The sequence below is a fragment of the Streptomyces lothianensis genome (assembly GCF_047779955.1).
GTDB lineage: Bacteria > Actinomycetota > Actinomycetes > Streptomycetales > Streptomycetaceae > Streptomyces.
The window spans coordinates 109,620-123,919 of record NZ_JBLMKT010000023.1; the positions used below are offsets into that span (position 1 = coordinate 109,620).

The 14,300-nt window shown below is 70.7% G+C and carries 10 protein-coding genes; 6 read left to right on the forward strand and 4 right to left on the reverse strand.

The features are described 5' to 3' along the window. Positions 1-139: 139 nt before the first annotated feature. A complete protein-coding gene (metH, locus tag ACLF6P_RS06480; protein WP_415948772.1) occupies positions 140-3,667 on the reverse strand; it encodes a methionine synthase in 3,528 nt (1,175 codons plus the stop codon). A gap of 271 nt (positions 3,668-3,938) precedes the next feature. Between metH and ACLF6P_RS06485 the strand changes: the two genes are divergently transcribed. The 6 genes from ACLF6P_RS06485 (at position 3,939) to ACLF6P_RS06510 (ending at position 11,253) form a co-directional block, all read left to right on the forward strand. Then, positions 3,939-4,703 carry an IclR family transcriptional regulator gene (locus tag ACLF6P_RS06485; RefSeq protein ID WP_415948773.1) on the forward strand — a complete coding sequence of 255 codons (765 nt, stop codon included), beginning with the start codon at positions 3,939-3,941 and terminating at the stop codon, positions 4,701-4,703. Positions 4,704-5,054: 351 nt separating this feature from the next. Next, positions 5,055-5,843: an MIP/aquaporin family protein gene (locus tag ACLF6P_RS06490; RefSeq protein WP_415948774.1), complete on the forward strand. Its 789-nt coding sequence runs from the start codon at positions 5,055-5,057 to the stop codon at positions 5,841-5,843. Positions 5,844-5,915: 72 nt separating this feature from the next. After that, on the forward strand, positions 5,916-7,466 hold the full coding sequence (glpK, locus tag ACLF6P_RS06495) for a glycerol kinase GlpK (RefSeq protein WP_415948776.1): 1,551 nt from the start codon (positions 5,916-5,918) through the stop codon (positions 7,464-7,466). 90 nt (positions 7,467-7,556) lie between these two features. Beyond that, positions 7,557-9,167: a glycerol-3-phosphate dehydrogenase/oxidase gene (locus ACLF6P_RS06500; protein WP_415948777.1), complete on the forward strand. Its 1,611-nt coding sequence runs from the start codon at positions 7,557-7,559 to the stop codon at positions 9,165-9,167. Between the two features lie 175 nt (positions 9,168-9,342). Then, positions 9,343-10,023, forward strand: coding sequence for a FadR/GntR family transcriptional regulator (locus tag ACLF6P_RS06505; RefSeq protein WP_415948779.1), 681 nt, complete (start codon positions 9,343-9,345; stop codon positions 10,021-10,023). A 198-nt stretch (positions 10,024-10,221) separates the two neighbouring features. Continuing rightward, positions 10,222-11,253 carry a PAC2 family protein gene (locus ACLF6P_RS06510; protein ID WP_415948781.1) on the forward strand — a complete coding sequence of 344 codons (1,032 nt, stop codon included), beginning with the start codon at positions 10,222-10,224 and terminating at the stop codon, positions 11,251-11,253. Between the two features lie 169 nt (positions 11,254-11,422). Here ACLF6P_RS06510 and mshC read toward each other — a convergent pair whose 3' ends face one another. The 3 genes from mshC to ACLF6P_RS06525 form a co-directional block, all read right to left on the reverse strand. Then, complete coding sequence (mshC, locus tag ACLF6P_RS06515; protein WP_415948783.1) at positions 11,423-12,652, reverse strand: cysteine--1-D-myo-inosityl 2-amino-2-deoxy-alpha-D-glucopyranoside ligase; 1,230 nt, start codon at positions 12,650-12,652, stop codon at positions 11,423-11,425. 239 nt (positions 12,653-12,891) lie between these two features. Then, a complete protein-coding gene (locus tag ACLF6P_RS06520) occupies positions 12,892-13,722 on the reverse strand; it encodes an SCO1664 family protein (protein ID WP_415948784.1) in 831 nt (276 codons plus the stop codon). Beyond that, on the reverse strand, positions 13,686-14,276 hold the full coding sequence (locus tag ACLF6P_RS06525; protein WP_415948785.1) for a DUF3090 domain-containing protein: 591 nt from the start codon (positions 14,274-14,276) through the stop codon (positions 13,686-13,688). Before ACLF6P_RS06525 ends, ACLF6P_RS06520 begins: the two co-directional genes overlap by 37 nt. Positions 14,277-14,300 lie beyond the last annotated feature (24 nt).

Here is a 14,300-nt window from a genome sequence, read left to right on the forward strand (position 1 = left end):
CCGGCCGTCCGCACCCGCGGGGATTCCCGCCGGTGAGGACGACCGGCCTGCGCTGGACCGATAAGTGTACGTCTGCTTCGCATTTCGTGCCGTGGGGGCACGGATCCGAGGGGGTGCCGCGCCGCGCCCCTCCGGCGGCTCAGCGGGCGTTGAAGTACTTCGCCTCCGGGTGGTGGATGACGATGGCGTCCGTGGACTGTTCGGGGTGGAGCTGGAACTCCTCGCTCAGGTGGACGCCGATGCGTTCCGGCTGCAGCAGTTCGGCGATCTTCGCGCGGTCCTCCAGGTCGGGGCAGGCCCCGTAACCCAGCGAGAAGCGCGCGCCGCGGTACTTGAGCGCGAACATGTCCTCCATCGCGGCCGGGTCCTCACCGGAGAAGCCCAGCTCGGAACGGACCCGCGCGTGCCAGTACTCGGCGAGCGCCTCGGCCAGCTGTACGGAGAGGCCGTGCAGTTCGAGATAGTCGCGGTAGGAGTTGGATTCGAAGAGTTCGGCCGTGGCCTCGCCGATCTTCGAGCCCACGGTGACGACCTGGAGGCCGACCACGTCCGTCTCCCCGGACTCCTCCGGGCGGAAGAAGTCCGCGAGGCACAGGCGGCGCCCGCGACGCTGGCGCGGGAAGGTGAACCGGGTGCGCTCGTTGCCCTGTTCGTCGAGGAGGATCAGGTCCTCGCCCTTGGAGACACAGGGGAAGTAGCCGTACACGACGGCCGCTTCGAGCAGGTTCCGGGTGTGCAGCTCGTCCAGCCAGCCGCGCAACCGCGGCCTGCCCTCGGTCTCGACGAGCTCCTCGTACGTGGGTCCGTCGCCCTTGCGGTTCTGCTTGAGGCCCCACTGGCCCTTGAACAGCGCGCCTTCGTCCAGCCAGGAGGCGTATTCCTTGAGCTGGATGCCCTTGATGACGCGGGTGCCCCAGAACGGCGGGGTGGGCACGGGGTTGTCGACGGCGACGTCGGAGCGTCCCTGCGGCTCGGCCTCGGCCTCGGTGACCTGGACGCCGGTGGCCCTGACGCGGCGCTGCTTGAGCTCGGGCAGTGCGGCGCCCGGCACACCGCGCTTGACGCCGATGAGGGCGTCCATGAGGCGCAGGCCCTCGAAGGCATCGCGGGCGTAGCGGACTTCGCCCTCGTAGATCTCGTGGAGGTCCTGCTCGACATAGGCGCGGGTGAGGGCGGCGCCGCCGAGGATGACCGGGTACTCGGCGGCCAGCTTGCGCTGGTTCAGCTCCTCCAGGTTCTCCTTCATGATCACCGTGGACTTGACCAGGAGGCCGGACATGCCGATGACGTCGGCCTTGTGTTCCTGGGCGGCGTCGAGGATCGCGGAGACAGGCTGCTTGATGCCCAGGTTGACCACGTTGTAGCCGTTGTTGGAGAGGATGATGTCGACAAGGTTCTTGCCGATGTCGTGGACGTCGCCGCGGACCGTGGCGAGGACGATGGTGCCCTTGCCTGCCTCCTCGCCCTCGACCTTCTCCATGTGCGGTTCCAGATGGGCCACGGCGGACTTCATGACCTCGGCGGACTGGAGCACGAACGGCAGCTGCATCTGGCCGGAGCCGAACAGCTCGCCGACCACCTTCATGCCTTCGAGCAGCGTGTTGTTGACGATGTCGAGGGCCGGGGTGTCCCGGAGCGCCTCGTCGAGGTCGGCTTCGAGGCCGTTCTTCTCGCCGTCGATGATGCGGCGCTGCAGGCGCTCGTCGAGCGGGAGCGCGGCAAGTTCCTCGGCCTTGCCGGCCTTCAGGGACTTGGTGGTGGCGCCCTCGAAGAGCTCCATCAGCTTCTGCAGCGGGTCGTAGCCCTCTTCGCGACGGTCGTGAATGAGGTCGAGAGCGACCTTGACCTGCTCGTCGTCGAAGCGGGCGATCGGCAGGATCTTCGAGGCGTGCACGATCGCCGAGTCGAGGCCGGCCTTGACGCACTCGTCGAGGAAGACCGAGTTGAGCAGGATGCGGGCGGCCGGGTTGAGGCCGAAGGAGATGTTGGACAGGCCGAGCGTGGTCTGGACGTCGGGGTGACGCTTCTTCAGCTCGCGGATCGCCTCGATGGTGGCGATGCCGTCCTTGCGGGACTCCTCCTGGCCGGTGCAGATGGTGAAGGTCAGGGTGTCGATGAGGATGTCGGATTCGAGGATGCCCCAGTTGCCGGTCAGGTCCTCGATGATCCGCTCGGCGATGGCGACCTTGTGTTCGGCGGTGCGGGCCTGGCCCTCCTCGTCGATGGTCAGGGCGATCAGCGCGGCGCCGTGCTCCTGGGCGAGGCGCGTGACCTTCGCGAAGCGCGAGTCGGGACCGTCGCCGTCCTCGTAGTTCACGGAGTTGATGACCGCGCGCCCACCCAGGTGCTCGAGACCGGCCCGGATCACGTCGACCTCGGTGGAGTCGAGGACGATCGGCAGCGTGGAGGCGGTGGCGAAACGGCCGGCCAGCTCGTGCATGTCGGCGACGCCGTCGCGGCCCACGTAGTCCACGCACAGGTCCAGCATGTGCGCGCCTTCGCGGATCTGGTCGCGGGCCATCTCCACACAGTCGTCCCAGCGGGCCTCCAGCATGGCCTCACGGAACTTCTTCGAACCGTTCGCGTTCGTCCGCTCACCGATCGCCATGTACGAGATGTCCTGACGGAACGGCACGGTCTGGTACAGGGAGGCAGCGCCCGGCTCGGGCTGCGGATCCCGCTCACGCGGCGTCATGTCCCGTACGCGCTCGACGACCTGCCGCAGATGCTCCGGCGTGGAGCCGCAGCAGCCGCCGACCAGGGAGAGACCGAAGTCGTTGACGAAGGTCTCCTGCGCGTCCGCCATCTCCGGCGCGGTGAGCGGGAAGTAGGCGCCGTCCTTGGTGAGGACGGGCAGGCCTGCGTTCGGCATGCACATCAGCGGCGTACGCGAGTGGCGGGCCAGATAGCGCAGGTGCTCGCTCATCTCGGCCGGGCCGGTGGAACAGTTGAGGCCGATCAGGTCGATGCCGAGCGGTTCGAGGGAGGTCAGCGCGGCACCGATCTCGGAGCCGAGCAGCATCACGCCGGTGGTCTCGAAGGCGAGGGAGCAGATCAGCGGCACCTCGATACCGAGCGCGTCCATGGCGCGGCGGGCGCCGATCAAACCGGCCTTGGTCTGCAGGAGGTCCTGCGTGGTCTCCACGATCAGCGCGTCCGCACCGCCGGCGAGCAGCCCCTCGGAGTTCTGCTGGTAGCCGTCGCGGATGGAGGTGTACGTGGTGTGGCCCAGCGTCGGCAGCTTCGTACCGGGGCCGACCGAGCCGAGGACCCAGCGCTGGCGGCCGTCCTTCGCGCCGAACTCGTCGGCGACCTCGCGGGCGAGGCGGGCACCGGCCTCGGAGAGCTCGAAGATGCGGTCGGCGATGTCGTACTCGCTCGCGGCGGTGGCGTTCGCGCCGAAGGTGTTGGTCTCCACGCAGTCGACGCCGACCGCGAAGTACTCCTCATGCACCGAACGGACGATGTCGGGCCGGGTGATGTTGAGGATCTCGTTGCAGCCCTCGAGGTTCTGGAAGTCCTCCAGAGTCGGGTCCTGCGCCTGGAGCATGGTCCCCATCGCTCCGTCGGCCACCACGACGCGGGTGGCGAGTGCCTCTCGAAGGGCTGCGATACGGGCGCCGTGGGCGGCTGTGGTAGCTGCGGGCGGGGTCGGCTGCGAGGCCATGGAAGAGCTCCCTGTGTGCGACGGCTGTCGGCTTTGCGTCCTGTCCGTGGAGGACGCACCCGGCCAGCCTAGCCGGGACCATGGTCGCGGGGTGAGTGCGTCCCACGGGCCGGACGCCGGGGGGGTGACCGGGCGTGGCCGGGGCCTGTCCCGGGGCCGGTCCCGGGCCGGTCCCGGGGAGCATTAGGCCAAGGTCGGCAACCACCGATAGTGTTCAGCATTACCGAACGGGCAGAAGCGAGCAGGACGAGCAGGTGGGGAGGCCGGCGCCATGGCCAGGAACATCCAGTCGCTCGAGCGCGCGGCGGCCATGCTGCGGCTGCTCGCCGGCGGCGAGCGTCGGCTCGGCCTCTCCGACATCGCCTCCGCCCTCGGCCTGGCCAAGGGCACGGCGCACGGGATCCTGCGGACCCTGCAGGCCGAGGGCTTCGTGGAGCAGGACGAGGCCTCCGGGCGCTACCAGCTGGGCGCGGAGCTGCTCCGGCTCGGCAACAGCTATCTCGACATCCACGAGCTGCGCGCCCGCGCCCTGGTGTGGGCCGACGACCTGGCCCGTTCGAGCGGCGAGAGCGTCTATCTGGGCGTGCTGCACCAGCAGGGCGTCCTGATCGTGCACCACGTGTTCCGGCCCGACGAGTCCCGTCAGGTCCTCGAGGTGGGCGCCATGCACCCGCTGCATTCGACGGCGCTCGGCAAGGTGCTCAGCGCGTACGACCCGGTGGCGCACAGCGAGGCGGCCGAGGCCGAGCGCAAGGCGTTCACCACCCGCACGATCACGGGCCTGGACGACTTCGAGTCCGTGCTCGACCTGACGCGTGCGCGGGGCTGGGCCGCCGATGTCGAGGAGACCTGGGAGGGCGTGGCCTCGGTGGCCGCCCCCATCCACGACCGGCGGCGGATGCCGGTCGGAGCGGTCGGCGTCACGGGTGCCGTGGAGCGGGTCTGCGAGGACGGCGAACTGCGCAACGAGCTGGTCGCCGCCGTGCGCGACTGCGCGCGGGCCGTCTCCCGTGACCTGGGCGCAAGCAGGTTCTGACCGCCTCCGTCCGGCGTCCGGGCCGAGCGCCTGCCGGGCGTGCGGCGGGCGTGCGGCGGGTGTGCGGCGGGCTGCCCCGCATCCCCCGGGAGTCCGGCCCGCACCCCTCCCAGGCCGCCGACGCCCCGCCCGGCGCCGCCCCCCGCAGCCCCCTCCGTAACGAATCGGGATACCCGCCACAGGGGTCTTGACGACGGATGAACCGCGGAACAAGACTGCCGTCCATCGGTCGGCATTGTCGAACACCTTCCGGCAATACGGGGTAGGGTGTGACAACGCAGATCGAGCACCGCTCCCAGTGCCCGGGCAGAGCCCGGCACATCACCTGGACGAAGGACAAAGGAGTCACAGGTGTCCTCTACGGATATTTTCGTCGGCGAAGTCATCGGGACCGCCGTGCTCATCCTGCTCGGCGGCGGTGTCTGTGCCGCCGTCACGCTCAAGCACTCGAAGGCCCGCAACGCCGGATGGCTCGCCATCACGTTCGGCTGGGGATTCGCCGTGCTGACCGCCGCGTATCTCGCCGGCGGCGTCTCGGGCGCCCACCTCAACCCGGCCGTCACCCTCGGCCTCGCGATCGAGGGCGGCACCGAGTGGGGCGACGTTCCGCTCTACCTCTTCTCGCAGCTGATCGGCGCCATGATCGGTGCCGCCCTGGTGTGGGTCACGTACTACGGGCAGTTCCAGGCCCATCTGACCGACCGCGAGATCGTCGGCGGCCCGGGCGCCCAGGACACGGTGAAGGCCGTCTCCACGGACACGCCCGGGCCGGTGCTCGGCATCTTCTCCACCGCGCCCGAGATCCGCAACGCCGCGCAGAACCTCGCCACCGAGATCATCGGCACGGCCGTCCTGGTCCTCGCCATCCTCACGCAGGGCCTGAACGGCGACGGCACCGGCCTCGGCGTGCTCGGCGCGCTGATCACGTCGTTCGTCGTGGTGAGCATCGGCCTCTCGCTCGGCGGTCCGACCGGTTACGCCATCAACCCGGCGCGCGACCTCGGTCCGCGCATCGTGCACGCGCTGCTCCCGCTGCCCAACAAGGGCGGTTCGGACTGGTCGTACGCCTGGGTTCCGGTCGTGGGTCCGCTGATCGGTGGAGCAATAGCCGGCGGCCTCTACAACATCGCCTTCGCCTGACCGACATAGTGGGCAGAAGGTAGTTTCCGCCGCGCAGAGCCGCCGCCCTACACAGACTTCTTGGAGCAACCAGTGACCGACGCACACACCGCAGGCGCCAACTCCCACGGAGCGGGCCCGTTCATCGCCGCGATCGACCAGGGCACGACCTCGAGCCGTTGCATCGTCTTCGACACCGACGGCCGGATCGTCTCCGTCGACCAGCGCGAGCACGAGCAGATCTTCCCCAAGCCCGGCTGGGTGGAGCACAACGCCAGGGAAATCTGGGTCAACGTCGAATCCGTCGTCGCCGGCGCGATCACCAAGGCCGGCATCACCGCCGCCGACGTCAAGGCGATCGGTATCACCAACCAGCGTGAGACCACCGTCCTGTGGGACAAGAACACCGGCGAGCCGGTGCACAACGCGATCGTCTGGCAGGACACGCGCACCGACGCCCTGTGCAAGGAGCTCGGCCGCAACGTCGGCCAGGACCGCTTCCGCCGCGAGACGGGCCTGCCGCTGGCGAGCTACTTCTCCGGCCCGAAGGTCCGCTGGCTGCTCGACAACGTCGAGGGGCTGCGCGAGCGCGCCGAGCGCGGCGACATCCTCTTCGGCACCATGGACTCCTGGGTCATCTGGAACCTGACCGGCGGTGTCGACGGCGGCGTGCACGTCACGGACGTCACCAACGCCTCGCGCACCATGCTGATGAACCTGCACGAGATGGCCTGGGACGAGCGCATCCTGCACTCGATGAACATCCCGGCCTCGCTGCTGCCGGAGATCCGCTCCTCCGCCGAGGTGTACGGCACCGCCAAGGACGGCGTGCTCGCGGGTGTCCCGGTCGCCTCGGCGCTCGGTGACCAGCAGGCCGCCCTGTTCGGCCAGACCTGCTTCAGCGAGGGCGAGGCCAAGTCCACGTACGGCACCGGCACCTTCATGCTGATGAACACCGGTGAGACGCCGGTCAACTCGTACAACGGCCTGCTCACCACGGTCGGCTACCAGATCGGCGACCAGAAGCCGGTCTACGCGCTCGAGGGGTCCATCGCCGTCACCGGTTCGCTGGTGCAGTGGATGCGCGACCAGATGGGCCTGATCAACTCGGCCGCCGAGATCGAGACCCTCGCCTCCAGCGTCGAGGACAACGGCGGCGCGTACTTCGTACCGGCCTTCTCCGGCCTGTTCGCCCCGTACTGGCGCTCCGACGCCCGCGGTGTGATCGCCGGCCTGACCCGGTACGTCACCAAGGCGCACCTCGCGCGCGCCGTCCTGGAGGCCACCGCCTGGCAGACCCGCGAGATCACCGACGCCATGACGAAGGACTCCGGTGTCGAGCTGGCCGCGCTGAAGGTCGACGGCGGCATGACCTCCAACAACCTGCTGATGCAGACCCTCTCGGACTTCCTGGACGCCCCCGTGGTGCGTCCGATGGTCGCCGAGACCACCTGCCTCGGTGCCGCCTACGCCGCCGGTCTGGCCGTCGGCTACTGGCCGGACACCGAAGCCCTGCGGGCCAACTGGCGCCGCGCCGCGGAGTGGACCCCGCGGATGCCGGCCGAACAGCGGGACCGCGAGTACAAGAACTGGCTCAAGGCCGTCGAGCGGACCATGGGCTGGGTCGAGGATGCCGAGGCCTGAGCGGCCTGACGGAACACAGGCCTGAGCGGCCTTGAGAGATGGCGCGCGGCCGGTCACTCCGGCCGGCCGCCGCCGACGAGGAGTTGGACCATGAGTACCACCCTGCAGAGCATCCCCGCGCTCGGGACACACGCGACCGCGGGCAGCAACCCGGGCCGGGCCGAGACCCGCGACCTGCTGTCGCGCGCCACGTACGACCTGCTGGTCATCGGCGGCGGGATCCTGGGCATCTCCACCGCCTGGCATGCCGCGCAGTCCGGCCTGCGGGTGGCGCTCGTGGACGCCGGTGACTTCGCCGGCGCCACCTCCTCGGCCTCCTCCAAGCTGTTGCACGGCGGTCTGCGCTATCTGCAGACCGGTGCGGTGAAGCTGGTGGCCGAGAACCACTTCGAGCGGCGTGCGGTCTCCCGTCAGGTGGCACCGCACCTCGCCAACCCGCTGACGTTCTATCTGCCCGTGTACAAGGGCGGTCCGCACGGCGCGGCGAAGCTGGGCGCCGGTGTGTTCGCGTACAGCGCGCTGTCCGCCTTCGGTGACGGGGTCGGGCATCTGCTCAGCCCGTCGAAGGCCGCGCAGGACGTGCCGGAGCTGCGCACCGACAACCTCAAGGCCGTGGCCGTGTACGGCGACGACCAGATGAACGACGCGCGCATGGCCCTGATGACGGTCCGTGCGGCCGCCGAATCGGGCGCCGTGGTCCTGAACCACGCGGAGGTCACCGGGCTGCGCTTCACGCGCGGCCGGGTCACGGGCGCCGAGCTCAAGGACCGGCTCGACGGCACGGAGTTCGGGGTCGACGCGCGTCTCGTGCTCAATGCGACCGGCCCGTGGGTGGACCACCTGCGCACGATGGAGGACCCGAACGCGGCGCCGTCCATCCGCCTGTCCAAGGGCGCGCACCTCGTGCTCAAGCGCACCTCGCCCTGGAAGGCGGCGCTCGCCACCCCGATCGACAAGTACCGCATCACGTTCGCCCTGCCCTGGGAGGACATGCTGCTGCTCGGCACCACCGACGAGGTCTACGAGGGTGATCCGCGCGAGGTGTCCGTCACCGAGCAGGACACGAAGCAGATCCTCGACGAGGCCGCCTTCTCCATCCGCGACCAGCAACTCTCGCGCGATCTGATCACGTACTCCTTCGCGGGTCTGCGGGTGCTGCCCGGCGGTCCGGGCGACACGGCGAAGGCCAAGCGCGAGACGGTGGTGACCGAGGGCAAGGGCGGCATGCTGTCGGTGGCCGGCGGCAAGTGGACCACGTTCCGGCACATCGGCCGCACCGTGATGAACAAGCTGGCGCAGCTGCCGGGCCACCCGCTCGGCGAGGACCTGGAGCCGGTCGGCCGGCTGCCCAGGAAGCTGCCGCTTCCGGGCATCGCAAGCCCGCGCGCGGTCGCCCACCGGCTGCTCGTGGACGGTCCGGCGCCCGGCCCGCGGATGGCCGCCGACACCGCACGTCACCTGGCCACGCACTACGGTTCGCTGGCCTTCGACATCGCCCGGCTCGCCAACGAGAACCCGGAGCTGGCGCAGCGCATCCACCCGGACGCCCCGGAGATCTGGGCGCAGGTCGCCTACGCCCGCGACCACGAGTGGGCCGAGACGGCGGACGACGTGCTGCGCCGCCGTACGACGCTGACGATCCGGGGCCTTGCCACCGACGAGATTCGCGCCAAGGTGCAGGGACTGCTCGACGCCGAGTAGCCCCCGGGGCAGGGTTGTGGGGGGCGGCCGTCCGGACGGCCGCCCCCCCGCACGCTTGGCACCGATTCGCTCACGTACGGTCACGGCAAGCGCTTGATCTGCGGGAACGTCTTGCACCACCGCCGTACGGCCGCATACTGACCCGCAGTACGTCGGAGGTTCGGGGGAGGTCGCCATGGCTGTCACCGACGAGGCCATCGTGAAGATCAAGGGCATGATCGTCTCCGGGGCGCTGGGGCCCGGCGACCGTCTGCCCAAGGAGAGCGAGCTCGCCGCCGAGCTCGGCCTGTCCCGCAATTCGCTGCGCGAGGCCGTACGGGCGCTCTCCCTGATCCGCGTCCTCGATGTACGCCAGGGCGACGGCACGTATGTGACGAGCCTCGACCCACAGCTGCTGCTGCACGCGCTCAGTTTCGCGGCGGACCTCCAGCGCGACGACACGGTCCTGGAGTTCCTCGCCGTACGGCGGATCCTGGAGCCTGCCGCGACCGCGCAGGCCGCCGCTCTCATCGGGGCGGACGAACTGCGGGCGCTCGACGCCCAGCTCGACGCGCTCGGCCCGGCGCCCTCGGTCGGGGAACTCGTCGCCTGCGACCTGGCCTTCCACCGGGGCATCGCGGCGGCCTGCGGCAACTCGGTGCTCTGCTCGCTGCTCGACGGCCTGTCCGGTCCCGCGGCCCGCGAGCGGGTCTGGGGCACGCTCGCCGCCCGGGACGCCGTCGGCCGCACGCTGCACGAGCACCGGATGATCCTGCGCGCGCTGCGCGAGGGCGATGCGGAGGCCGCCCGGTCCTGGGCGACGGTGCATGTGGCGGGCGTGGAGCAGTGGATGCGCGCGGCCCGGGAGCTCGGCTGAACCCCCGGCCGGTGGTCGATCCGGCACCGGCCGGGGGTTTGGGAGCGGGGTCCTCCAGACAAACTCCCCTCACCTCGATCGCGGGGGCGGCGGGCGCCCGGCGGCCGCCGCAAGCCGCACGCAAAGGGGCTGCGGAAGGCCCCCGGAATGGCCTTAAGGTTGGGGCGTGCACAGTGCAACGTCGGAAGGAGGCGCTGGGTGATCGAGCTCGAAGGGGTTCCCGAGCTGGTCGACCCGGTCATGGTGGCCGCGTTCGAGGGCTGGAACGACGCCGGCGACGCCGCCTCCACCGTGGTCTCTCACCTCGACAAGGAATGGAAGGGCGAGGTCTTCGCCGCGCTCGACGCCGAGGACTACTACGACTTCCAGGTCAACCGTCCCGTCGTCTTCATGGAGGGCGGCACCCGCAAGATCACCTGGCCGACGACGCGGCTCTCCGTCGTCCGTGTGGGGGGTGCGAAGCCGCGTGACCTGGTCCTCGTCCGCGGCATCGAACCGTCGATGCGCTGGCGCTCGTTCTGCAACGAGCTGCTGGGCTTCGCGCACGAGCTCGGCGTCGAACTCGTGGTGATCCTGGGCGCGTTGCTCGGCGACACCCCGCATACCCGGCCGGTGCCCGTCAGCGGTGTCACCTCGGACCCGGACCTGGCCCGTTCGATGAACCTGGAGGAGACCCGCTACGAGGGTCCCACCGGCATCGTCGGCGTCCTGCAGGAGGCCTGCACGCACGCGGGTGTGCCCGCCGTGTCGCTGTGGGCGGCCGTTCCGCACTATGTCTCGCAGCCGCCCAACCCCAAGGCCACGCTGGCGCTCCTCAACCGCCTGGAGGACCTGATCGACCTCAGGATCCCGCTCGGCGAGCTCCCCGAGGACGCGCGCGCCTGGCAGGTCGGGGTGGACCAGCTGGCCGCCGAGGACAGCGAGGTCGCCGAGTACGTACAGACCCTGGAGGAGGCGCGGGACACCGCCGAGCTGCCCGAGGCCTCGGGCGAGGCGATCGCGCGGGAGTTCGAGCGCTATCTGCGGCGGCGTGACGGTGGTCCCGGGCATGCGACGGAGGCCGCCGAAGGGCCGTTCCAGCGGGACACCTCGCACGACCGCACGAAGCCGCCGTATCCGCCGGCCGGTGACACCCGGGGTACGGAGCGGGCGGACACCGAGCGGGCCGAGGAGCCGCCCTCTCCCGCGGAAGGTGCGTCCGAGGGCGAGGACGACGACGCACAGGACTGAGAGCGTGTCGGCCGGCCGCATCGCGTCGACGCGTCGGCGGCATCGCGTCAGGCGGACGTGTTCCGGCCGCTTGTGAGCGGCCGTACGGGAAAGGCGCCGGACGGGCAGCGAGCCCGTCCGGCGCCTTTCCCGTGGAACGACTCATCCGCGAGGTGCCGGATGCAAGGCGTCAGAGCGCCACCCCGAGCAGCGCGTCCACGGCGCGGGAGACGAGCCCCGGCGCGCCCTCGTCCGTACCGCCCTGCGCGGTCTGCAGTTCGGCCCAGCGGTCGACGGCCGCGAGCGCGGCCGGTGCGTCGAGATCATCGGCCAGGGCCTCGCGGATCTCCTCGACGAGGGCCTCCGCGGCCGGTCCGTCGGGGCGCGAGACGGCGGCACGCCAGCGGCCGAGCCGCTCGACCGCGTCGGCAAGCACCTGGTCGGTCCACTCCCAGTCGGCCCGGTAGTGGTGCGAGAGGAGCGCGAGCCGGATGGCCGCGGGGTCCACTCCGTCGCGGCGCAGCTTGCTGACGAAGACCAGGTTGCCCTTGGACTTGGACATCTTCTCGCCGTCGAGCCCGACCATGCCGGCGTGGACGTACGCCTTGGCCATCGGGTATTCCCCGGTGAGCACCTGGGCGTGCGAGGCGCCCATCTCGTGGTGCGGGAAGGCCAGGTCGGAGCCGCCGCCCTGGATGTCGAAGCCCATGCCGAGGTGGTCGAGGGCGATGGCCACGCACTCGATGTGCCAGCCGGGGCGTCCGGCTCCGAGCGAGCCTCCGTCCCAGCTCGGCTCGCCCTCGCGGGCGGCCATCCACAGCATCGGGTCGAGCGGGTTCTTCTTGCCGGGGCGCTCGGGGTCGCCGCCGCGTTCGGCGGAGAGCAGCTTCATGGCGGCGGCGTCGAGGTGGGAGACCTTGCCGAAGTGCTTGTCGGATTCGACGGAGAAGTAGATGTCGCCTTCGAGTTCATAGGCGGCGCCCATGTCCCGCAGGCGTTCCACGAGCGGGACGATGCCGGGTATGGCCTCCACGGCGCCGATGTAGTGCTGCGGCGGCAGCATCCTGAGGGCGGTCATGTCCTCACGGAACAGCACCGTCTCGCGCTCCGCGAGTCCGGCCCAGTCCTCGCCGTTGCGGATCGCGCGTTCGAGGAGGGGGTCGTCGACGTCCGTGACGTTTTGGACGTACTGCACCTGCCGCTTGGTGTCGAGCCATACGCGCTGGACGAGGTCGAACGCGTTGTAGGTCGCCGCGTGACCCATATGGGTCGCGTCGTACGGGGTGATGCCGCAGACGTAGATACGGGCGACGGGACCGGGATCGAGGGTGACTCGTCCGCCGGTCGCGGTGTCGTGGATCCTGAGGTCGCGGCCCTTGCCGGGAAGGGCGGGGACCTCGGAAGCGGGCCAGGCATGCATACGTCGAGCCTAACCGGAGAGTTCATCCGCTTACGAGCCGGATCGGGATCTTGGCTGGTTGCGGTCGGTTTCGGGTGCCGGTGGGGGCGCCTGCGGCGGGCTTTTTCCCCGCCCCGCCCCTTCCCGAAACCTGGGGCTCCGCCCCCGGACCCCCGCATCCGAACTTCGTTCGGATCTGCTCAATCGCCGCAGGGGCTGAAGTTGCCCCAGGGACTGAAGTTGCCGCCGGGGCCGGAACGCTACACCGGCGGCCACGGAATCGCAGGCCAGTCGCCCGCCGGGACCGGGTGGACCCCCGAGCGCAGCAGGCCACGGACCCTGGCCCTGGTCGCCTCCACCTCCGTCGGGGTGAGCAGAGGTGTCAGGCGGGCCGTCAGGGGGCCCTCGGGGGCGAGCGCGGCGGACAGGTCGGTCAGGGAGGTCAGGGCCCACGGCGGGAGCGGTTCGCCTGCCCAGCCCCACAGCAGCGTGCGGAGCTTGTTCTCCGTGTGGAACGTGACGCCGTGGTCGATGCCGTACAGATGCCGCTCGGCGGCGGCGATCAGGTGGCCGCCCTTGCGGTCCGCGTTGTTGATCACGGCATCGAGGACCGCGAGCCGGCGCAGGCGTTCGTCGTCGGCGTGGACGAGGAGTGCCTGACGGCCCTCACCGACCTCGGCGAACGCCACCGCCTTCCAGCCCTCCCCCGGCTCCTCGGCCTCGACGAGCGCGAGCAGCTCGGGGCCGGGTTCCTCGGGTGCGTCGATCCACAGCTGGCACATCCCGGTCCCGTACGGGCCCTCGCGCAGCACCGTGGGCGGGATCAGGCCCCAGCCGGTGGCCTCGGAGACCTCGTACGCGGCGACCTCGCGCTCGGCGAGCGTGCCGTCCGGGAAGTCCCACAGGGGGCGCTCCCCGGCCACGGGCTTGTAGACGCAGGTGGCCGACTCGCCCTCGTAGGAGACCTCGCAGAGCAGAACGGCGTTGGAGGCCTCACGGATCCGGCCGCGCACGGTCAGCTCGCCGTGTTCGAGCAGGGCCCTGCAGTCCCTGCTCAGGCCCCGCGGCGGTATCCGTTCTGGCGCGGACATACGTGTCCCTCCGGGTCGAGCGGCAGACTGCACAGCGGGCACGGCGGGCGTCCGGCGTTCACCACGTCGAGGGCGCGCTTGGCGAAGGCCCGCGCCTGTGCGCCGCTGAGGCGGACGCGCAGCATGGGCGGGCCGTTCTCCTCGTCCTGGAGGAGCCGCTCCTCGGCGGCGGCGAGATCGTCCTCGCTCTCGGCGTCCAGCTCGACCAGGGCCTGCGCCTCGACGATCATCTGCTCGGAGTCGCCGTCCCAGGCCAGGGCCATGGTGCCGACCCGGAACTCCTCGTCGACGGGTGCGTCGAGCGGCGCGGTGTCGGTGTTCTCCGGGGAGGCGACCGCGGGGACGGAGGCGCTGCCGCCGCTGCGCCGCACGACCTCGTCGAGCAGCTCGTCCATCCGTTCGGCCAGCGCCGCGACCTGGGTCTTCTCCAGGGCCACACTCGTGACCCGGCCGCCGGCCGAGGCCTGCAGAAAGAACGTGCGGCGCCCGGGCAGACCCACGGTTCCGGCCACGAAGCGCTCCGGAGGGTCGTACAGGAACACCTGACGGGTCACGGCCTGGCCACTCCTTGCTGCGGG

What these genes read in the sequence shown, in the direction of transcription:
- metH (WP_415948772.1), bottom strand. Translation starts at nt 3,667, where the DNA reads ATGGCCTCGCAGCCGACCCCGCCCGCAGCTACCACAGCCGCCCACGGC.
- ACLF6P_RS06520 (WP_415948784.1), bottom strand. Translation starts at nt 13,722, where the DNA reads ATGTCCGCGCCAGAACGGATACCGCCGCGGGGCCTGAGCAGGGACTGC.
- ACLF6P_RS06485 (WP_415948773.1), top strand. Translation starts at nt 3,939, where the DNA reads ATGGCCAGGAACATCCAGTCGCTCGAGCGCGCGGCGGCCATGCTGCGG.
- mshC (WP_415948783.1), bottom strand. Translation starts at nt 12,652, where the DNA reads ATGCATGCCTGGCCCGCTTCCGAGGTCCCCGCCCTTCCCGGCAAGGGC.
- ACLF6P_RS06500 (WP_415948777.1), top strand. Translation starts at nt 7,557, where the DNA reads ATGAGTACCACCCTGCAGAGCATCCCCGCGCTCGGGACACACGCGACC.
- ACLF6P_RS06505 (WP_415948779.1), top strand. Translation starts at nt 9,343, where the DNA reads ATGGCTGTCACCGACGAGGCCATCGTGAAGATCAAGGGCATGATCGTC.